This window comes from Streptomyces sp. NPDC058246, assembly GCF_042881985.1.
In the GTDB taxonomy this organism is placed as follows: Bacteria; Actinomycetota; Actinomycetes; order Streptomycetales; family Streptomycetaceae; genus Streptomyces.
Genome location: NZ_JBHVWZ010000006.1, coordinates 261,199 through 281,114, shown reverse-complemented (window position 1 = coordinate 281,114; position 19,916 = coordinate 261,199). Strand labels below are relative to the sequence as shown.

The following is a 19,916-nucleotide window of genomic DNA, read 5'->3' as shown; positions in this document are numbered from 1 at the left end:
GCGCCCAGCCCGGCCGGGCCGTGGCCTGCTCGAGGTCGGGTTCGTCGAGGTCGACACCCCAGGTGTCATCGTTCCCTTGCCCGCGAGGGTCAGGTCGGCCCTGACCGGCGTGCTCCAGGAACCGCTCCACCGTCTCCCTCAGCACCTCCCGGCCGTCCCGCGCCCACAACACCTCGTTGAACAGCTCGACCTCGATCGGACCGTCGTACCCCGCGCCCTCCACGTACGAGCGCCACTCGCGCAGGTCGATCGAGCCGTCGCCCAGCTGGCCGCGGCCGTTGAGGACGCCCTCGGGCAACGGGGTGGTCCAGTCGGCGAGTTGGAAGGCGTGGATGCGGCCGGCGGCGCCCGCGCGGGCGATCTGGGCGGGGGCCGTGTCGTCCCACCAGAGGTGGTACGTGTCGACGGCGACGCCGACCTGGTCCGCGGGGAAGCGTTCCGCGAGGTCGAGGGCCTGGGCCAGGGTCGACACGACGCAGCGGTCGGCGGCGTACATGGGGTGGAGGGGTTCGATCGCCAGGCGTACGCCACGGTCCGCCGCGTACGGGGCCAGTTCGCCCAGCGCGTCCGCGATGCGCTCGCGGGCGCCGCGCAGGTCCTTGGAGCCGGACGGCAGGCCGCCCGACACGAGCACCAGCGTGTCCGTGCCCAGGGTCGCCGCCTCGTCGATCGCCGTCCGGTTGTCGTCCAGGGCGCGGGCGCGCTCGGCCGGGTCGACGGCCGTGAAGAAGCCTCCGCGGCACAGGGTCGTCACCGCCAGACCCGCGTCGCGGACCAGCTTGGCCGTCGCCTCGACGCCGTACGAGCGGACGGGCTCGCGCCAGAGGCCGACGCCCGGCACGCCCAGCTCCAGGCAGGCGTCGGCCAGTTCGGGCAGCGACAGCTGTCTGACCGTCATCTGGTTGATGGCGAAGCGGGAGAGGTCACGGCCGCCGAGAGGGCTCATTGCGTCACTCCATAGAGGGCCAGCAGGGTCTTCATACGTGTCTCCGCCAGCTCCGGATCCGGGAACAGGCCGAGCCCGTCGGCCAGTTCGTAGGCGCGCGCGAAGTGCGGGAGCGAGCGGGCCGACTGGAGGCCGCCGACCATCGCGAAGTGGGCTTGGTGGCCCGCCAGCCAGGCCAGGAAGACGACGCCGGTCTTGTAGAAGCGGGTCGGCGTCCGGAAGAGGTGGCGGGACAACTCGACGGTGGGGTCGAGGAGTTCACGGAAGCCCTTGGCGTCGCCGGTGTCCAAGACGCGGACCGCCTGCGCCGCGAGCGGGCCCAGCGGGTCGAAGATGCCGAGCAGCGCGTGGCTGAAGCCCCGCTCGTCGCCCGCGATCAGCTCGGGGTAGTTGAAGTCGTCGCCCGTGTAGCAGCGCACGCCCCACGGGAGGCGGCGGCGCAGGTCGACCTCGCGCCGCGCGTCCAGCAGCGAGACCTTGATGCCGTCGACCTTGTCCGGGTGCGCGGCGATGACCTGCACCAACACCTCGGTCGCCGCGTCGAGGCCGGGCGAACCCCAGTAGCCCTCCAGGGCCGGGTCGAACATCGGGCCGAGCCAGTGCAGGATCACGGGCTCGGACGCCTGGCGCAGGAGGTGGCCGTACACCTCCAGGTAGTCCTCGGGGCCGGATGCCGTGGCGGCCAGCGCGCGGGACGCCATCAGGATCGCCTGGCCGCCCGACTCCTCGACCACGGCCAACTGTTCCTCGTATGCCGTGCGGATCTCCGCCAGGGAGGCCGGTGCGGTGAGCTGGTCCGTGCCCACACCGCACGCGATACGGCCGCCGACCGCCTTGGCCTCGGCGGCGGACCGGCGGATCAGCTCCGCCGCGCCCGCCCAGTCCAGGCCCATCCCGCGCTGCGCGGTGTCCATCGCCTCGGCGACACCGAGCCCGTGCGCCCACAGATGGCGGCGGAAGGCGAGCGTCGCGTCCCAGTCGACGGCGGCGGGCGAACCGGGCGAGACATCCGCGTAGGGGTCAGCGACGACATGCGCGGCCGCGAAGACCGTACGGGAGGTGAAGGGCGCGCCGGTGGTGCGGGCGAGGGGCTGAGCACGTGGCTGGTAGGCCCTCAACCCACCCGTTTCCGCAGGCAGTTGAATGGTCACAGTGCGATCTCCGGTACGTCGAGGCGGCGGCCCTCGGCCGAGGACTTCAGGCCCAGTTCGGCGAGCTGGACGCCGCGGGCGCCGGCCAGCAGATCCCAGTGGTACGGGGCACCGGTGTAGACGTGGCGCAGGAACAGCTCCCACTGGGCCTTGAAGCCGTTGTCGAAGTCGGCGTTGTCGGGGATCTCCTGCCACTGGTCGCGGAAGGAGTAGGTGGCCGGGATGTCGGGGTTCCAGACCGGCTTGGGGGTCGCTGAGCGGTGCTGGGCACGGCAGGTGCGCAGGCCGGCGACCGCCGAGCCCTCGGTGCCGTCGACCTGGAACTCGACCAGCTCGTCGCGGTTGACGCGCACGGCCCAGGAGGAGTTGATCTGGGCGATGGCGCCGCCTTCGAGTTCGAAGATGCCGTACGCGGCGTCGTCGGCCGTGGCGTCGTACGGCTTGTCCCGCTCGTCCCAGCGCTGCGGGATGTGGGTGGCGGTGAGCGCCTGGACGGAGGTGACCCGGCCGAACAGCTCGTGCAGCACGTACTCCCAGTGCGGGAACATGTCGACGACGATGCCGCCGCCGTCCTCGGCGCGGTAGTTCCAGGAGGGGCGCTGGGCCTCCTGCCAGTCGCCCTCGAAGACCCAGTAGCCGAACTCCCCGCGAATGGAGAGGATCCGGCCGAAGAAGCCGCCGTCGACGAGACGCTTGAGCTTGAGCAGGCCGGGGAGGAAGAGCTTGTCCTGCACGACGCCGTGCTTGATGCCTTTCCCGTGGGCGAGGCGGGCCAGTTCCAGGGCGCCGTCGAGGCCGGTGGCGGTGGGCTTCTCGGTGTAGACGTGCTTCCCGGCCGCGATCGCCGCCTTGATCGCCTCCTCACGGGCCGAGGTGACCTGCGCGTCGAAGTAGAGGTCGACGGTCGGGTCGGCGAGGACGGCGTCCAGGTCGGTGGACCAGTGCTCCAGGCCGTGTCGCTCGGCGAGTGCCTTCAGGGCGTGCTCGCGGCGGCCGACGAGGACCGGTTCGGGCCACAGCACGGTGCCGTCGCCCAGGTCGAGGCCGCCCTGATCGCGCAGGGCGAGGATCGAGCGGACGAGGTGCTGGCGGTAGCCCATCCGTCCCGTCACGCCGTTCATGGCGATACGCACCGTCTTGCGTGTCACGTCATTCCCTTCGTACGCGGGTTCCGCGCCGTGTACGCGCCACCAGTGAACGTGAGCCTCACTGGTAAACGTGACAGCAAGCGCTTTCTATCCAGAAAGAAGCTAGCCTCTGTCCGGCCGATCGGACAAGGCCATGTGCGCGACGAGATGTTCGACCCTCCGGACGTCTGGACGCGGAGGGCGCGAGCGGGGTCGGATGGACCCCGCGCCCTTGAGCACGAGGACCGGATGGATCTCGCACCCTTGAGCACGAGGTCGGATGGGACCCCGCGTCCTCGAGGACGACGACAACGAGCTGGCGCAACGAGGTTGCGTGACCGGAGGACGACGAGATGACCGTGACCCTGGCGGACGTGGCGGCGCGTGCGCAGGTCTCCCCCGCGACCGTGTCCCGCGTGCTGAACGGGAACTACCCCGTTGCCGCTTCCACCCGTGACCGGGTGCTGCGGGCGGTGGACGAGCTGGACTACGTACTGAACGGACCGGCGAGTTCGCTGGCCGCGGCGACGTCCGACCTCGTCGGGATCCTCGTCAACGACATCGCGGACCCCTTCTTCGGGATCATGGCAGCCGCGATCCAGTCGGAGATCGGCGGACCCGGGGGGCGCGCGGGCGGCGAACGGCTCGGCGTCGTCTGCAACACCGGCGGCTCCCCGGAGCGCGAACTCACCTACCTCACACTCCTTCAGCGCCAGCGCGCCGCCGCCGTCCTCCTGACCGGTGGCGCAGTCGAGGACACCGCGCACGCCGCCGCCGTCGCCGCGAAGCTGCGCAAGCTGGCCGAAGCGGGCACCCGGGTCGTCCTGTGCGGTCGGCCGCCCGCGTCCGAGACCCCCGAGACGATCGCGCTGACCTTCGACAACCGCGGGGGCGGCCGGCAGCTGACCGAACATCTGATCGGGCTCGGACACCGGCGGCTCGGCTACATCGCGGGCCCGGAGGAGCGGACCACGACCCGGCACCGGCTGGAGGGCCACCGCGAGGCGCTGGCCGCGCACGGGATCGAGGACGATCCGCGGTGGACGGTGCACGGGCGCTACGACCGCCGTTCCGGTTACGAGGCGACGCTCGAACTCCTGCGCCGGGACCCGTCGTTGACGGCCGTCGTCGCCGCCAACGACACCGTGGCGCTGGGCGCGTGCGCCGCGCTGCGGGACTCCGGCCTGCGCATCCCGGACGACGTGTCCGTCGCGGGCTTCGACGACCTGCCCTTCAGCATCGACGCGGTGCCTGCCCTCACCACCGTGCGGCTTCCTCTGTCCGAGGCGGGGGCCCGTGCGGGGCGGATCGCCATGGGGCGGGAGGAGCCGCCGCCGGGCGGGATCGCCACGGTGCGCGGGGAACTGATGGTGCGGGGGTCTACTGCGGGGCCGCGCGCCTGACCGCGCGTCCCCGGGCCGACGGCCCGAGCGGATTTCGCCCCTCCGCCGCGCCCTCGGCCCTGACCTCAGCTCTGCCCTGCGCCCTGTACTCCACCCTGCTCTGCGCCCTGTCCTCCGCTCTGCCCTCCGGCCGCCCTCTGCCCTCCGGCCGCCCTCTTCCCTCGGCCGCCCTCTGCCAAGCTCTCGGCTTCGCTCGAGCAGGGAGGAGACCCCCATCCCCCTGGGGGCTGCCTGGGGGCTGCCTTGGGGCTGCCTTGGGGGGTGATGACGGCGGCCCAAAAAGCCGACGGACGGACCGATGAGTTTTCAGTCGCGTGCCGGTCTCTCGTGGCGTAACCCACCGAACGACCAGACCCCCACCGGACGACACACAGGAGCGTCTCCCATGCGCATCGTGATCAGTGAGTTCATCAGCCTGGACGGCGTCGTGCAGGCGCCCGGTGGTCCCGACGAGGACACCGACGGAGGGTTCGGCCACGGCGGCTGGACGCACCCGTACTTCGATCCGGAGGTCGTGGGCGGTGCCTTCGCCGACGGTGTGGGCAGGGCCGATGCGCTGCTGTTCGGGCGGCGCACCTGGCGGTCGATGGCCGCGGCCTGGCCCGAGCGGGCGGGCGACCCGTTCGCCGACATGATGAACTCCCTCCCCAAGTACGTCGTCTCCACGACGCTCGGCGCGGACGATCTGGCGGCCTGGAACAACAGCACGCTCATCCCCGGCGACGAGGCCGTCGCCCGGATCCGGGAGCTGTGCGCGGCCGACGGCGGCGACCTGGCGATGATGGGCAGCCCCACACTCGTACGTACCCTCCTGCGCGAGGGCTTGGTCGACGAGCTTCAGCTCATCCGGATGCCGGTGATCCTCGGCGGCGGCAAGACGATCTTCCCCGACGACGGCGTGAAGCGCCCGCTCGAACTGGTCTCCACGGCCACCGGCAAGACCGGGGTGGAGGTGTGCGTCTACCGGCCCGCCGACGAGGCCTAGGTCCGGTCGGGAGAGGGGATGGAGGAGCGGAGCGGTCGAGGGGTAGGCGGGGTGCGGGTGTCCGTTCTATCCTCGGAGCGATATCTCTGACTGAGTCAGCCATCTGGGCCGGCCGGTCGGATCCGACGACCAGAGCCGAGCTTCCGGGGCCGATCATGACCGTCCAGGACATCCGCTCCTTCAACCGCTTCTACACGAACGTCATCGGCGCGCTCGACTACGGCCGCCACCTCTACGCCCCGTACACGCTGACGGAGTCCCGCGTCCTGTACGAACTCGCCCACTCCCCTCGTACGGACGCGGTGGACCTGCGTACCGAACTCTCCCTGGATTCCGGATACTTGAGCCGGATCCTGAACAAGTTCGAGCAGGACGGGCTGATCGAGCGGGCGCCGTCCGAGAAGGACCCGCGCCGGCGGCGCATCACGCTTACCGCGCGGGGCCGGGAAGCCGCCGGTCTGCTCGACGAGCGGGCGGGGGAGAGCGTCGGCTCGCTGCTCGCCTCCGTGGCCCCGGCCGACCGGGAGCGGCTCGCCGAGGCGATGCGCACGGTGCGGACGATCCTCGGCGACGGCCGTGCCCCGCGCCGCGAGGACGTCGTACTGCGCGAGCCGGGCCCTGGCGACCTCGGCTGGATCGTGCAGCGCAACGCCGCGCTGTACGCGGCGGAGTACGGCTGGAACGCCGACTACGAGGGCCTGGTGGCGAGGATCGTCGCCGACTTCGCCGAGGACCACGATCCGCATCTGGAGCGGGTGTGGATCGCCGAGCTCGACGGGCGGCCCGTGGGGTGCGTGATGTGCGTACGGGACGACGCCCCCGGCACCGCGCGGCTGCGCCTGCTCCTCGTCGAGCCGGACGCGCGCGGGCTGCGGATCGGGGACCGGCTCGCCGGGGCCGTCATCGACTTCGCGCGCGGCGTCGGCTACCGCGAACTCGTCCTGTGGACCAACGACGTCCTCACCGCCGCCCGCCGCATCTACCAGCGGCACGGTTTCGTCCTCGTCTCCGAGAAGCCGCACCGCTCCTTCGGCGCGGACCTCGTCGGCCAGGACTGGCGCCTGGACCTGCACGGCGCCTCCGAGTGACCACGGACCGGCGGCCACGCGTCCTGAAACAACACAGGCCCCGGGTGGGGCCAGGTGGGCGAACACGGCGTTTCTCCGGGAATCGTCACCCCGTAAGGTCCGCCCCATGAAGCTGGCCTTCTCCACCCTCGGGGTGCCCGGACTCCCGATCCCCGAGGTCGTACGGCTCGCCGCCACGCACGGCTATCACGGCGTGGAGCTGCGCGCGCACCCCGAGGAGCCCGTGCACCCGGGCATCGGTGCCGCCGAACGGGCCGATGTCGTCGCGGAGTTCAAGGCGGCTGGCGTCGAGATCCTCGGGCTCGCGGGGTACGCGAAGGTCGCCGCGCCCGGCGACGACGTGCCCGTACTCAGAGAGATCCACGACCTCCTCGTCCTGGCGGGCGACCTGGGCGCGCCCTTCATCCGCGTCTTCCCGGGCGCCGACCCCGGGCAGGACCCCGCCGAGGCCGACGCGACGGCGGCCCGACGCCTCGGCACGGCGGCGGAGTACGCCGCCGACCTGGACGTACGGATCCTCCTCGAGACCCACGACTCGCACCGCACCGGCGCGGACGCGATCCGTGTCCTGGGCCTGGTGGGCCATCGCCGGGTCGGCTCGCTCTGGGACGTGATGCACACCTGGCTGGGCGGCGAGCAGCCGCTGGCGACGTACGCGGCACTGTCGCCGTACCTGGGCTATGTCCAGGTCAAGGACATCGCCTCCATCGAGGACACGACCCCGCTCCCGCTCGGCGCGGGTGCCCTCCCGCTCGGCGAGTGCGTGGAGATCCTCTCCCGCAACGACTGGGACGGCTGGCTGTGCTGGGAGTACGAGAAGCGCTGGTACGAGCAGGCCGCGCCGCTTCCCGGACTACTGGGCGCCGGCCGCGACCACCTCGCCCGCCTGCTCGACGAGTCGGCCTAGCCGCCACCTGTCCGTGGAGTCCGCGACCGGGCCTCGGCTTTCCGGCGGCCGGGAGCCGAAAGGCGGACGGACAGGCAGGCGGACAGGGCGAGCGGACGAGGCACGCAGGCACGCGGACCGGCAGGCACGCGGACAAGCAGGCACGCGGACAAGCAGGCGGGGACGGAGACGTATGGCGGTGCTCGGAGTCGACATCGGGACGTCCAGCAGCAAAGGGGTGCTGGTCGACGAGGACGGGACGGTACTCGCGACGGCGGTGCGCCCGCACACGGTCAGCCGCCCTCTGCCCGGACACGTCGAAATGGATGCCCCGATCTGGTGGGACGAATTCGTTTCCCTGGCACGCGAGTTGACCGGAAGCTCGGTGACCGTCGGCGACCGGCCGACCGGAGACCGGGCCGCGGCCGGCGCGGTCAGCGCCGTCGAAGTCAGCGCCGTCGGGGTCAGCGGCATGGGCCCCTGCGTGGCCCTCGCCGACGAGAAGGGCACTCCCCTCCGTCCGGCGATCCTCTACGGCATCGACACCCGCGCCACCGCTCAGATCGCCCGTCTGGAGGCCGAGTTGGGTCGCGACGCCGTCCTGCGGCGCTGCGGCTCCCTGCTCTCCACCCAGGCGGTCGGCCCCAAGATCACCTGGCTGGCGGAGCACGAGCCGGAGGTCGTGGCCCGGGCGCGGCGGCTGTTCATGCCGAGTTCCTATCTGGCACACCGGCTGACCGGCGCCTATGTGCTCGACCACCACTCCGCCAGCCAGTCCGTACCGCTCTACGACAGCGTCACCCAGGACTGGTACGCCCCCTGGGCCCGGCACATCGCCCCGCACATCCAGCTGCCGCCCCTGCGCTGGCCTGGGGAGATCGCCGGACACGTCACCGCCGAGGCCGCCTCCGCCACCGGGCTGCCCGTCGGTGTTCCGGTCGTCACCGGCACGATCGACGCCTGGTCAGAGGCGCTGAGCGTGGGCGCTCAACACACCGGTGACCTGATGCTCATGTATGGCAGCACCATGTTCCTGATCAACACGGTCGACGAGCGCATCCTGGTGCCCGAACTGTGGAGCACGGTCGGGGCGTTGCCCGGAACCCGCAGTCTCGCGGGCGGTATGGCCACCTCCGGCATGATCACCGACTGGCTGCGGCAGCTGTTCGGCGCACCCGGGCACGCGACCCTGCTCGCCGAGGCGGAGGCGTCCGGCCCCGGTGCGCGAGGGCTGCTGATGCTGCCGTACTTCGCGGGCGAGCGGACGCCGGTCGCCGACCCGGACGCGCGCGGCGTGATCGCCGGACTGACGGTGGAACACTCGCGCGGCGACCTGTACCGCGCCGCCCTGGAGGCGACCGCCCTGGGGGTACGGCACAACGTCGAGGCGATGCGCGCGGCGGGCGCGGACATCCGCCGGGTCGTCGCCGTGGGCGGAGGGACCCGGGGTGGCCTGTGGACGCGGATCGTCTCCGACGTCACCGGACTGGAGCAGGAGGTGCGCACCGTCACGCTCGGAGCGAGCTACGGCGCCGCGTTCCTCGCCGCGAGCGCCGTGGGATCCCCGGACATCGACGCCTGGAACCCCGTACGCGAACGGATCGCGCCCGACACCCGTCCGCGGCCCCGCTACGACGAGTTGTACGACCTCTACCTGCGGCTCTATCCGGCGACACGCGACATCGGGCACGCGCTCGCCCGTCACCGGCGCACCGGAACCGGCACCGCAGAACCCAGCCCCGGGCGGTGAGCTTCGCGGAGCCGTCGAGGCACCGGTCCAGTACGGCGGCCAGGAGCCGCCACGGCCGCCGACTCGGTCAACTGAGCACCCGGACCCACAGCGTCTTGCCGAACTCGCGGGACCGGACCTCCCACGCGTCCGAGAGGGCCTCCACCAGGAGCAGACCCCGGCCCGAAGTGGCGTCCTCAGGATAGCCACGGAAGAACGCGGGCCGGTCACCTGACCATGCGGCGGTCCTGTTCGGCCGCCCCGTTGGACGGATTCCACAGCGTCTCGTCGCCGAGGTCGAAGTACTGGCTCATCCTGCGTCCAGGATCCCACCCACCCGCTCCTCCAGCCGCTTTCGGCACTCCGGCCACTCCGCCGCCGTAATCGAATAGATCGCGGAGTCGCGCAGGCGGCCGTCCTCGCCGGGGGCCCAGGAGCGGGACCAGTTCCTGAGCACGCCCTCGAAACGCGCACCCGTACGCTCGATGGCGGCGCGGGAACGACGGTTGCGGGCATCGGTCTTCAAATCCACGCGAGCGACACCCCACTCCTCGAAGGCGTGCTGGAAGAGGAGGAGCTTGGCCTCGGCGTTCACGCCCGTGCCCTGGGCCGAACGAGCGAGCCAGGTGAAGCCGACCTCGATGGCGTCGAGTCGGTCGTCCGTCCGCCAGAACCGCGGCTCCCAGTACGACGTGGCGCCGACCGCCCGCCCCGAGGCGAGGGACACCTGGGCGTACGGGGCGAGCCTGCCCGTCGCGGCGCGGGCGAGCTGCGCGTCGATGTAGGCCCCGACCTCGTCGGCCCGGGGCACCCAGGTGAACTCGTACGAGCCCCGGTCCTCCTCCGCCGCGACGGCAAGGTCGGCGGCATGGCGGCGACCCAGCGGCTCCAGCCGTACGAGCGCGCCTTCGAGGACGGGTCCCTCCAACGTGAAAGTCACGGCCGGAAGTGTGCCGTACGTGCCCCGGAGGGGTCGAACGAGATTCGCGGAACCGGGGCACCTGCTGGTGATCGTCGTGGCCACGCCGCTGCCGAGTCAGGCGGTCGGAAGCGGCGGGTGGGAACCGGGGAGGGGCAGTTGTGCGCCTCAGTGGTCCCGTCCGGCACCCCCGTCCCGACTTCCGGTGTTCCCGCGGAGCGGGGAACCCGGAGCCACCCCCCGCCGTCCAATGCGCATGCTGTCGGATGAGTCTCCGTGGTGCGGTGTCGGCCTCGCTGCTGGCTGCGATTGCTGACCACCCTCTCCGCCGCCTGCGGCCGGCAGCACGCCGTCACCGGCGCGCCCCCCTCCAACTGCGCCGGTGGCGGCCCCGCCCCGGGTTACTGTGCACACCCTTGACTGGAAGAAACTTCCCGGATATTCGTGGCTCCTCGGAAGTTTCCTTCATGAGGGAAGGAGCGCACGTGCGCGACTCCAGCACGGGAAGCACCGCAAGACCGGCCAGACCGGCCAGACCAGCCGAACCGGCCGCACCGTCCCGGCGCACCGTTCTCGCCGCCACGGCGGGCGCCGGCGCCGCCCTTGCCGCCGGCGGCAGCGCCTACGCCGCCCCCGCAGGCCCGTACGACGACAAGCGCCTGCGCGCCCTCATCTCCCGTATGACGCTGGAGGAGAAGGTCGGCCAGCTCTTCGTGATGCGGGTGTACGGGCACTCGGCCACCGCTCCCGACCAGGCCGACATCGACGCCAATCTCAAGGAGATCGGCGTCAGGACGGCCGCCGAACTGATCGCCAAGTACCGCGTCGGCGGGATCATCTACTTCGCCTGGGCGCACAACACCCGCGCTCCCCACCAGATCGCGGACCTTTCGAACGGGATCCAGCGGGCCTCCCTCGCACAGCCCCGCGGGCTGCCCGTCCTCATCTCCACCGACCAGGAGCACGGGATCGTGGCTCGCGTGGGCAAGCCGGCGACGCTGTTCCCCGGCGCCATGGCCATCGGCGCGGGAGGGGAGAGGGGAGACGCCCGTACGCTCGGCCGGATCGCCGGAGGCGAGTTGCACGCCCTCGGGATCCGGCAGGACTACTCCCCGGTCGCCGACGTGAACGTCAACCCGGCCAACCCGGTCATCGGCGTACGCTCCTTCGGCGCCGACCCGGACGCGGTGGCGGGCCTGGTGGAGGCCGAGGTGAAGGGGTATCAGAGCGCGGGCGTCGCGGCCACCGCCAAGCACTTCCCGGGCCACGGCGACACCGCCGTCGACAGCCACTTCGGCTTCCCTGTCATCACGCACAGCCGCGAACTCTGGTCGGCCCTCGACGCCGTGCCCTTCCGGGCCGCCATCCGCGCCGGCATCGACTCGATCATGACCGCGCACATCATGGTCCCCGCGCTCGACCCGGCCGGCGACCCGGCCACCCTCTCGCACCCGATCCTCACCGGCATCCTGCGCGAGGAACTCGGCTACGACGGGGTCGTGGTGACGGACTCGCTCCAGATGCAGGGCGTACGGACGAAGTACGGCGACGCCCGCGTCCCCGTGCTCGCACTGAAGGCCGGTGTCGACCAGCTCCTCGACCCGCCCTCCCTCGATCTCGCGTGGCACGCGGTGCTCGACGCCGTGCGCGGCGGTGAACTGACCGAGGCGCGGCTCGACGAGTCGATCCTGCGGGTGCTGCGCCTCAAGGCGAAGCTGGGGCTGCTGACCGACCCGTACGTCGGCGACGACGGGGTCGACCGTACGGTCGGCACCCCGGCGCACCTCCAGGCGGCCGACCGTATCGCCGACCGCACCACCACCCTGCTGGTCAACAAGGACGACCTGCTCCCGCTCTCCCGTCGGCGCACCCCGAAGGTGCTGGTCGTGGGCGCCGACCCGGCGTCGCCGTCGCTCTCCGACGGGCCGCCCACCACCGTGCTCGCCACCGCCCTCACCGAGCTGGGCTTCACCGCGACAGCCCTGTCCACCGGCACCGCACCCTCCGCGGCGACGATCGCCCGGGCGGTCGCGGCGGCACGGGACGCGGACGCGGTGGTCGTCGGGACGTACAACCTGACGGCGACCGGTTCCCAGAAGACTCTCGTGGAGCAGCTCGTCGCCACGGGCGTCCCGGTCGTCGCGATCGCCCTCCGCAACCCGTACGACGTGGCCCGACTCCCGGGCGTGGACGCCTGCTTGGCCGCCTACTCCTGGACCGACGTCGAACTGCGCGCGGCCGCCCGGGTGATCGCGGGCCGGCGGGACCCGCAGGGCACCCTGCCGGTGCCGGTGCAGCGGGCGGACGACCCGACTCAGGTGCTGTATCCGATCGGGTACGGCCTGACGTACTAGCCGTACGCCGCACACCCGGCGTACCACCCCCAAGTGGCCCAAAGGGCCCCACACGTCTGGCGTGTGCCCGCTGTCGCGGGTCACGCTGGGCGGGGGTATCGGGGGGAAGCCATGCGAGCCAGCGGGTTGTGTCGGCGTTCCGTGGCCGCCGTGTGCGCGCTGGTGCTGGCCGTGGGGGCGCTTACCGGCTGCCAGGGCTGGTCCGGCAAGGACTCCGCGGACGGCGCGGGCGGCGCGACGACGACGGCCACCCGGCCCTCCGGCTACGGCTCGGTGTTCCTCGCCGTCGACGAGTGCAGTTCCTTCGGGACGACCAGTTTCACGGAGGTGCCCTGCACCAGCGAACGGGCCGCCGCGCGGGTGATCGCCCGCTACGACGGCAAGGTGGCCGACGGGCCGTCCTGCCCCGCGACCACGGACTTCGTCCTGCACATCAGCCAGGCCGCGCCCGCCTCGGACGAGGACGGCGACGGCGCCGTCCCCCAGGGCTACGCCTGCATGCGCAAGCTCGAACCCCCGCACCCCGGCGACCCGGGCGGCGGCGGAGGCCCCCGCACCATGGTCGGCGACTGCGTCTACAGCGTGGGCCGCGGCCAGGTCCGCGAGACGGCGTGCGACGGCAAGGGCGGGAAACCCCCGGAGTACAAGGTGACGTCGGCGGTCACCGCCCGCTCCCGGTGCCCATCCTCCACGGCCCTCTACGTCGAGCTGGGCGGCGGCATGCCGGTGGGCTGCGCCCGCCCGGTGTGACCAACGGGCGGGCGCGGTACGTGCGTTACGGGCGCAGCACGTGCGTTACGGGCGCAGCGCGGGCTCGCGCTCCAGGTCGCGCTTGTCCAGCTTCGCGTCGTACTTCGCCAGCGGCTTCGCGACCGACGGGTCAGCCTGGACCGCGGAGGAGGCCACACCGGCCCACTCCAGGATGCGGGCGGTGGCGAGGGTCTTCTCGTCGGGGACGAGACCGGCGACGTTGGCGCCGTGGTTCAGACCCGGTGCCGTGAAGACGTACGAGTCACGCGCGCCCGACCCGAGGCGGAAGCGCTCGGCGCCCCACGGGTCGTTCTGGCCGTAGACGAACAGCATGTGGTCCGCGTGGTGACGGACCCACGCGTCCACGTCGGGCATGGCCCACGGCTGGAACTTCATCGGGATGGAGCGCGGCACGAAGTTCCGCGGCGGCTGGTAGCCGTACTTGATGTACTTCTTCTCGATGTACGGGAAGTGGATCGTGGGCGCGCCGAGCTGGGTGCCCGCCTGGTAGTAGTACGGCGTGTACGTCTCCAGGCCCTGGTCGGTGTAGGCCGAGAAGCCGGAGATGGTGTCCACCGAGTCCCAGATCGCGTCGTCCGTGGCGTGCGCGGCGTCCGCGGGGATCGAGTCGCAGTCCGACAGCAGGCTGTACTGCCAGAAGCCCCACACGTAGTCGAGCACGACCGCCTCGTAGGCCTTGTCGAGGCCCCCGATGGTCGTGAACGTGTAGCCGTTGTCGGCGGCGTACGCCTCGTACTTCTTCTCCAGCGGTTCGCGGCGTACCAGCGCCTCGCGCTGTACGGCGTTCAGCTTGTCGCGGCACTCCTTGGTGCCGACGGTCGTGAAGAAGCGGTCGTACGCCGAGTCCTCGTTGTTCACCACGTCGTTCGGGGCGACGTAGGCGACGACGCCGTCCATGTCACGCGGGTAGAAACGCTCGTAGTACGTGGCGGTCATGCCGCCCTTGGAGCCGCCCGTGGAGATCCAGTTCTTGGTGTAGATCGTCTTGAGCGCCTTGAAGATCCGGTGCTGGTCGCCGGCGGCCTGCCAGATGTCGAGCTTGGACCAGTCGGCCGGGTCGGGCCGGGACGGCGTGAAGAAGCGGTACTCCATCGAGACCTGGTTGCCGTCCACGATCTGGGTCGGCTCGCGGCGGCCGGGGTTCGTGGAGACGTTGTAGCCGCCGGTGTAGAAGACCGTCGGGCGCGAGGTGTCTTTGTGCAGCACGGTGATGCGCTGCTGGAACGTGCCCTTGGACGGGTGCCGGTGGTCGATCGGCTGGGTGTAGTCGAGGACGAAGAAGCGGTAGCCGGTGTACGGCTTCTCCTGGATCAGGCTCATGCCCGGTATCGCGAGCAGTCGGTCCAAGATGTCGGTACTTGTGGTGCCGGTGGTGCCGGTGGCCTCCGGCTGGGCGGCGGTGGCCGCCCCGGCCGTGCTCAGCGTGCCTATGAGCACCGTGAGCGCCAGCAGCCATCTGAGCGCCTTGCGCATGCACCCTCCCCTGGGATTACGCAGATGTCCGCCGGAACCTAGCGGAGCAACTGGCGTGACACCAGGGGTGGTTGACCGATCCTGTGCATTTGCCCTGAACCTGATCCGGCCCGGGTCAGCAGAGGATCCAGCCCGAGTTCACCGAGCCCGAGCCGACCGAGCCCTTGATCAGGACGCAGCGGTGGCCCACGTGGACGGTCACCGGGCCCGCGTGATGCGAGAAGTTCCCCTTGTCGACCACCGGCCGGCCGCCGCGCGCCTGCACGCTCACGGACATCTGCTTGCGGGACCCCTGGTTCTTGGGGAAGGTCACCGCGCAGACGTATCCATCGCGCTTGAAGACCTGCACGGATCCGGTCGAGAAGGGCAGCGTGCGGACCTTGCGGCCCGAGCAGTACGAGCCGGCCGCCTGCGCACTGCCGGGGCTCGCGAGGGCGAGCAGCCCGGACGCGGCCAGCACGGCCACGCCGAGCGCCAACCGTCGGCGTATCGCACCACTGTCCACTGTCGTCCCTCCCGCAGCAATCAGCGTACTGGTGTACGGACGCACGACATACGTCGGATGGTTGCGTTCGGCCCAGGGAGCCCGCGGCTCGCGCGCGAGAGTTTTTTCCGTGTTTGGGGCAACCGTGCCCCTTTACCCGGTGTCCAACTGGTCAGAAGCGAAAGGCGGTAGTCCATGTCCGGCACAAAGCCCGCACGCACGAACCTCTCCCGCAAGCCCTCCCGTACCACCGTCCGCGTACTCGTCGCGGCGGCGCTCCTGACCGTGGCCGGCGCCTCCGTACCGGCGTTCGCCGGCTCCACCGCCCCTCCGCCCGCCCGAAGCGGCAGCAACGGTGCCGCGTACGACCGGGTGGCCGATTTCTACGGCGCGTACATCGACGCGGTGACCGACTCGGGATCCGGCCACCTCGGCTCCCAGCTGCGCACGTTCTATCTGACCTCGGACCTCCGCTCGCGCCTGGCGAAGTGGGAGAGCCGTGAGCACGCGGACGGGGTCCTGCGCGCGCAGGACGTGCCGCGCGCCTGGAAGGTGACGCCGGGCGACAGCGGGATGGGGCACACCTGGTCGACCGTCCGGCTGACCTGGGGCTCCGCGCAGCACCCGACCTACACCTATCTGACGGTCCAGTCGGACCTCGCGACGAAGAAGATCTCCGACATCAAGGCGAAGTCCTGAGGGTGGTCACGCGGTGGAGCCGACCGGCTCCTCCGGCTCCGGCGCCCCGACGAACGTGCGCCACAAATCGGCGTACCTGCCGTCCAGTTGGAGAAGCTCGTCGTGGGTGCCGTCCTCGACGACCCGGCCGTGGTCCATGAGCACGACCCGGTCCGCGCGGGCGGCCGTCGTCAGGCGGTGGGCGACCACCAGCGTCGTACGGCGCCCGGCCAGCCGGTCGGTGGCCTGGTTGACCAGGGCCTCCGTCGCCAGGTCCAGAGCGGCGGTGGCCTCGTCGAGGAGCAGGACGTCCGGGTCGACGAGTTCGGCGCGGGCCAGCGCGATCAGCTGGCGCTGGCCGGCGGAGAGGTTGCGGCCGCGCTCGGCGACCTCGTGCAGGTAGCCGCCGTCCAGCGTGGCGATCATGTCGTGCGCGCCGACCGCGCGGGCGGCTGCCTCCACCTCGGCGTCCGTGGCGTCGGGCCGGCCGTAGGCGATGGCGTCGCGGACCGTGCCCTGGAAGAGGTAGGCCTCCTGGGGGACGACGCCGAGCCGGTGCCGGTACGAGGTCAGGTCCAGCGACCGCAGGTCCATGCCGTCGACCGTCAAGCGTCCGCCCGTCGGGTCGTAGAACCGGGCGACCAGCTTCACCAGCGTCGACTTGCCCGCGCCGGTCTCGCCGACGAAGGCGACGGTCTGCCCGGCGGGAATGCGCAGGCTCACCCCGCTGAGCGCCTCCTCGTCGTCCCCGTAGGCGAAGTCGACGTCCTCGAAGGCGATCTCGCCCCGCAGGGACAGGACGTCGAGCGGCTCGTCGGCGGCCTTCGTCGACGTCGGCTCCTGGAGCAGCTCCTGGATCCGGCCGAGTGAGACCGAGGCCTGCTGGTAGCCGTCGAAGACCTGCGAGAGCTGCTGGACGGGGGCGAAGAACAGGTCGATGTAGAGGAGGTACGCCACCAGCGCGCCGGTGGTGAGCGTGCCGCCGTCGATCCGCTGGGCGCCCACGATCAGGACGGCCGCCGCGGCCACCGACGACAGCAGCTGCACGAACGGGAAGTAGACGGAGATCAGCCACTGCCCGCGGATGCGCGCCTGGCGGTAGCTGTCGCTGCCCGCCGCGAACCGCCGCCCGCCGGAGCCCTCGCGCCGGAACGCCTGGAGGATCAGCAGCCCGGACACCGCCTCCTGGAGGTCGGCGTTGACCGCCGACACACGTTCACGGGCGAGTTCGTACGCCTTCACGCTGGCCCGGCGGAAGAAGAACGTGCCGATGACCAGCGGCGGCAGCGTCACGAAGACCACCAGCGCCAGCTGTACGTCGATCACCAGCAGCGCGACCATGATGCCGAAGAAGGTGACGACGGAGACGAAGGCGGTGACGAGGCCGGTCTGGAGGAAGGACGAGAGCGCGTCGACGTCGGTCGTCATCCGCGTCATGATCCGGCCCGTCAGCTCCCGCTCGTAGTAGTCGAGCCCGAGGCGCTGCAACTGCGCGAAGATCTTCAGCCGCAGCGAGTACAGCACCCGCTCGCCCGTCCGTCCCGTCATCCGTGTCTCGCCGATCTGCGCCGACCACTGGACCAGCACGGTGCCCAGCGCGAGCGCGGCGGCGGCCCACACCGCGCCGAGCGCCATCCGCGAGACGCCCTTGTCGATGCCGTGCCGGATCAGCACGGGCAGCAGCAGGCTCATCACCGCGTCGACGGCGACCAGGGCGAGGCTGATGAGCAGCGGCGCCCCGAATCCGCGCAGCAGCCGCCGCAGTCCGTACGACTCCTCGGGCATGACCGCACGGCCCTCGTCGATGCGCGGCGTCTCGGTGGCCGGGGGCAACGCCTCGACCTGGGCGAGGAGTTCGGGGGTGGCGGGCATTCCGGCGAGCGCGTGGTCCTTGGGCTCGCGGTCCCCCGTCCACAGGTGGGGAGTGACCCCGCGCTCGGCGTCGAACTCGGCGTCCAGCTCCTCACGTACGGAAGTGTCGTCCTGCGGTGCCACCGGCTGGGCGTGTCCCGGGGAGACCCCGCCCAGCTCGTCCGGGTCGGTGAGCAGCCGCCGGTACAGCGCGGAGCGCGCCTGGAGCTCGTCGTGGGTGCCGAGGTCGGCGAGCCGGCCGCCGTCGAGGACGGCGATGCGGTCGGCGAGGTTGAGGGTGGAGCGCCGGTGTGCGATCAGCAGGGTCGTCCGGCCCTCCATGACGCCCTTGAGGGCCTCGTGGATCTCGTGCTCGACCCGGGCGTCCACGGCGGAGGTGGCGTCGTCGAGGACGAGCAGGCGCGGGTCGGTGAGGATGGCGCGGGCGAGGGCGACGCGCTGGCGCTGACCGCCGGAGAGGGTGAGGCCGTGCTCGCCGACCTTGGTGTCGTAGCCGTCGGGCAGGTCGGCGATGAACCGGTCGGCCTGGGCCGCGCGGGCGGCGGTCTCGATCTCCTCCTGGGTCGCGTCCGGACGGCCGTACGCGATGTTGGCGCGCACGCTGTCGGAGAAGAGGAAGGAGTCCTCGGGGACCAGGCCGATCGCGGCGCGCAGCGACTCCTGCGTCAGCTCGCGGACGTCGTGGCCGCCGACGAGGACGGCGCCGTGCGTGACGTCGTAGAAGCGCGGGAGGAGGAGGGAGACCGTGGACTTGCCGGAGCCGGAGGAGCCGACGACGGCGAGCGTCTCACCGGGCCGGATCTCGAAGCTCAGCCCGTCCAGGACCGGCCGCCCCTCCTCATAGCCGAACGAGACGTCGTCGAACTCGACGGTCGCGGGCGCGTCGGTGGGCAGGGCCTTCGTGCCGTCCTTGATCGACGGCTCGGTATCGATCAGCTCCAGCACCCGCTCCGCGCCGGCACGGGCCTGCTGCCCGACGGTGAGGACGACGGCGAGCATCCGCACCGGCCCGACGAGCTGCGCGAGGTACGAGGAGAACGCCACGAACGTACCGAGGGTGATCTGCCCGCGCACCGCCAGCCAGCCGCCCAGCGCGAGCATCGCGACCTGGCCGAGGGCGGGGACGGCCTGGAGGGCCGGGGTGTACTTGGCGTTGAGGCGGATGGTGCGCAGCCGCCCGGCGAAGAGCCGCCGCCCGACCTCCCGGAGCTTCCCGGTCTCCTGGTCCTCCTGCCCGAAGCCCTTCACCACGCGTACGCCGCTGACGGCGCCGTCGACCACACCCGCGACGGCGGCGGCCTGCGCCTGCGCGTACCAGGTGGCGGGGTGCAGCTTGGTGCGGCTGCGCTTGGCGACGAACCACAGGGCGGGGGCGACGGCGAGCGCGACGAGCGTGAGCGGCAGGGACAGCCAGGCCATGATCCCTAGCGAGATCAGGAAGAGCAGGACGTTCCCGATGGTCATCGGGAGCATGAAGAGCAGGCCCTGGATCAGCTGGAGGTCGCTGGTGGCGCGGCCGACGACCTGCCCGGTGGACAGCTCGTCCTGACGCCGGCCGTCGAGCCGGGTGATCGTCCCGTACATCTCCGTACGGAGGTCGTGCTGGACGTCGAGGGCGAGCCGGCCGCCGTAGTAACGGCGGATATAGGTGGAGACGTAGACGAGGACGGCCGCGCCTATCAGGGCGCCCGCCCAGGGAGCCATGTGCTTGCTGTGGTTCCCGATGACATCGTCGATGATCACCTTGGTGATCAGCGGGACCAGCGCCATGACGGCCATGCCGGCCAACGAGGAGCCGAGCGCGAGCAGCACGTCCTTCGGGTAGCGCCACGCGTACCCGGCCAGCCGCCGTGCCCAGCCGGCTCCCTCTTCCCGCCGCGCCCGGCCCCGCATTTCCCCCTGCTGCGCTGCCACGCCGGTGCCTTCCGTAGATCCTTGTCCGCCGGAATGCACCAACGCCGGGGGAACCGGATTTCATCCCTCCGTCACACTTCGGGCGCGGGTGATCTGTCGCCGGTGGCACAGTTCCCCGCGCCCCTGGCGGGCGCTG

The 19,916-nt window shown here is 71.6% G+C and carries 14 protein-coding genes and 1 pseudogene; 8 read left to right on the top strand and 7 right to left on the bottom strand.

Annotated elements, in window-relative coordinates:
* Positions 1-106 precede the first annotated feature (106 nt).
* From ACFVXA_RS12045 to ACFVXA_RS12035, 3 genes and pseudogenes are all read right to left on the bottom strand, one after another.
* Positions 107-946 (bottom strand): annotated as a pseudogene (locus tag ACFVXA_RS12045) (sugar phosphate isomerase/epimerase family protein); the annotation flags it as partial.
* The gene (locus tag ACFVXA_RS12040) at positions 943-2,097 is read right to left on the bottom strand and encodes a dihydrodipicolinate synthase family protein (protein WP_362017883.1); all 1,155 of its coding nucleotides are present in this window, start codon (positions 2,095-2,097) and stop codon (positions 943-945) included. The pseudogene ACFVXA_RS12045 and the gene ACFVXA_RS12040, both read right to left, overlap by 4 nt.
* Entirely contained in the window at positions 2,094-3,245 is a 1,152-nt protein-coding gene (locus ACFVXA_RS12035) for a Gfo/Idh/MocA family protein (RefSeq protein WP_390024827.1), read from the bottom strand. The genes ACFVXA_RS12040 and ACFVXA_RS12035 overlap by 4 nt, the downstream gene beginning before the upstream one ends.
* A 332-nt stretch (positions 3,246-3,577) precedes the next feature.
* Between ACFVXA_RS12035 and ACFVXA_RS12030 the strand changes: the two genes are divergently transcribed.
* From ACFVXA_RS12030 to ACFVXA_RS12010, 5 genes are all read left to right on the top strand, one after another.
* Positions 3,578-4,627 carry a LacI family DNA-binding transcriptional regulator gene (locus ACFVXA_RS12030; RefSeq protein WP_362017881.1) on the top strand — a complete coding sequence of 350 codons (1,050 nt, stop codon included), beginning with the start codon at positions 3,578-3,580 and terminating at the stop codon, positions 4,625-4,627.
* 385 nt (positions 4,628-5,012) lie between these two features.
* On the top strand, positions 5,013-5,612 hold the full coding sequence (locus tag ACFVXA_RS12025) for a dihydrofolate reductase family protein (protein ID WP_362017880.1): 600 nt from the start codon (positions 5,013-5,015) through the stop codon (positions 5,610-5,612).
* 155 nt (positions 5,613-5,767) lie between these two features.
* Complete coding sequence (locus tag ACFVXA_RS12020; protein ID WP_362017879.1) at positions 5,768-6,700, top strand: bifunctional helix-turn-helix transcriptional regulator/GNAT family N-acetyltransferase; 933 nt, start codon at positions 5,768-5,770, stop codon at positions 6,698-6,700.
* A gap of 106 nt (positions 6,701-6,806) precedes the next feature.
* Complete coding sequence (locus tag ACFVXA_RS12015; protein WP_362017878.1) at positions 6,807-7,607, top strand: sugar phosphate isomerase/epimerase family protein; 801 nt, start codon at positions 6,807-6,809, stop codon at positions 7,605-7,607.
* A gap of 172 nt (positions 7,608-7,779) precedes the next feature.
* Positions 7,780-9,336, top strand: a complete 1,557-nt coding sequence (locus ACFVXA_RS12010) for an FGGY-family carbohydrate kinase (RefSeq protein WP_390024824.1) — start codon at positions 7,780-7,782, stop codon at positions 9,334-9,336.
* A 289-nt stretch (positions 9,337-9,625) separates the two neighbouring features.
* Here ACFVXA_RS12010 and ACFVXA_RS12005 read toward each other — a convergent pair whose 3' ends face one another.
* Positions 9,626-10,255, bottom strand: coding sequence for a GNAT family N-acetyltransferase (locus tag ACFVXA_RS12005; RefSeq protein ID WP_390024822.1), 630 nt, complete (start codon positions 10,253-10,255; stop codon positions 9,626-9,628).
* 464 nt (positions 10,256-10,719) lie between these two features.
* Between ACFVXA_RS12005 and ACFVXA_RS12000 the strand changes: the two genes are divergently transcribed.
* The gene (locus ACFVXA_RS12000) at positions 10,720-12,588 is read left to right on the top strand and encodes a glycoside hydrolase family 3 protein (protein WP_390024820.1); all 1,869 of its coding nucleotides are present in this window, start codon (positions 10,720-10,722) and stop codon (positions 12,586-12,588) included.
* 111 nt (positions 12,589-12,699) lie between these two features.
* On the top strand, positions 12,700-13,338 hold the full coding sequence (locus ACFVXA_RS11995; RefSeq protein ID WP_390024818.1) for a hypothetical protein: 639 nt from the start codon (positions 12,700-12,702) through the stop codon (positions 13,336-13,338).
* 45 nt (positions 13,339-13,383) lie between these two features.
* On the opposite strand, the gene ACFVXA_RS11990 is transcribed toward ACFVXA_RS11995, so the two are convergent.
* Positions 13,384-14,832 carry a S28 family serine protease gene (locus ACFVXA_RS11990; protein WP_383734958.1) on the bottom strand — a complete coding sequence of 483 codons (1,449 nt, stop codon included), beginning with the start codon at positions 14,830-14,832 and terminating at the stop codon, positions 13,384-13,386.
* Between the two features lie 115 nt (positions 14,833-14,947).
* Positions 14,948-15,337 carry a hypothetical protein gene (locus ACFVXA_RS11985; protein ID WP_390024816.1) on the bottom strand — a complete coding sequence of 130 codons (390 nt, stop codon included), beginning with the start codon at positions 15,335-15,337 and terminating at the stop codon, positions 14,948-14,950.
* Positions 15,338-15,511: 174 nt separating this feature from the next.
* Here ACFVXA_RS11985 and ACFVXA_RS11980 point away from each other — a divergent pair, with 174 nt between their 5' ends.
* Complete coding sequence (locus ACFVXA_RS11980) at positions 15,512-16,015, top strand: hypothetical protein (RefSeq protein WP_362017871.1); 504 nt, start codon at positions 15,512-15,514, stop codon at positions 16,013-16,015.
* A gap of 6 nt (positions 16,016-16,021) precedes the next feature.
* Here the strand turns inward: ACFVXA_RS11980 and ACFVXA_RS11975 are convergent, their stop codons facing one another.
* Positions 16,022-19,759, bottom strand: coding sequence for an ABC transporter ATP-binding protein (locus ACFVXA_RS11975; RefSeq protein ID WP_390024913.1), 3,738 nt, complete (start codon positions 19,757-19,759; stop codon positions 16,022-16,024).
* Positions 19,760-19,916 lie beyond the last annotated feature (157 nt).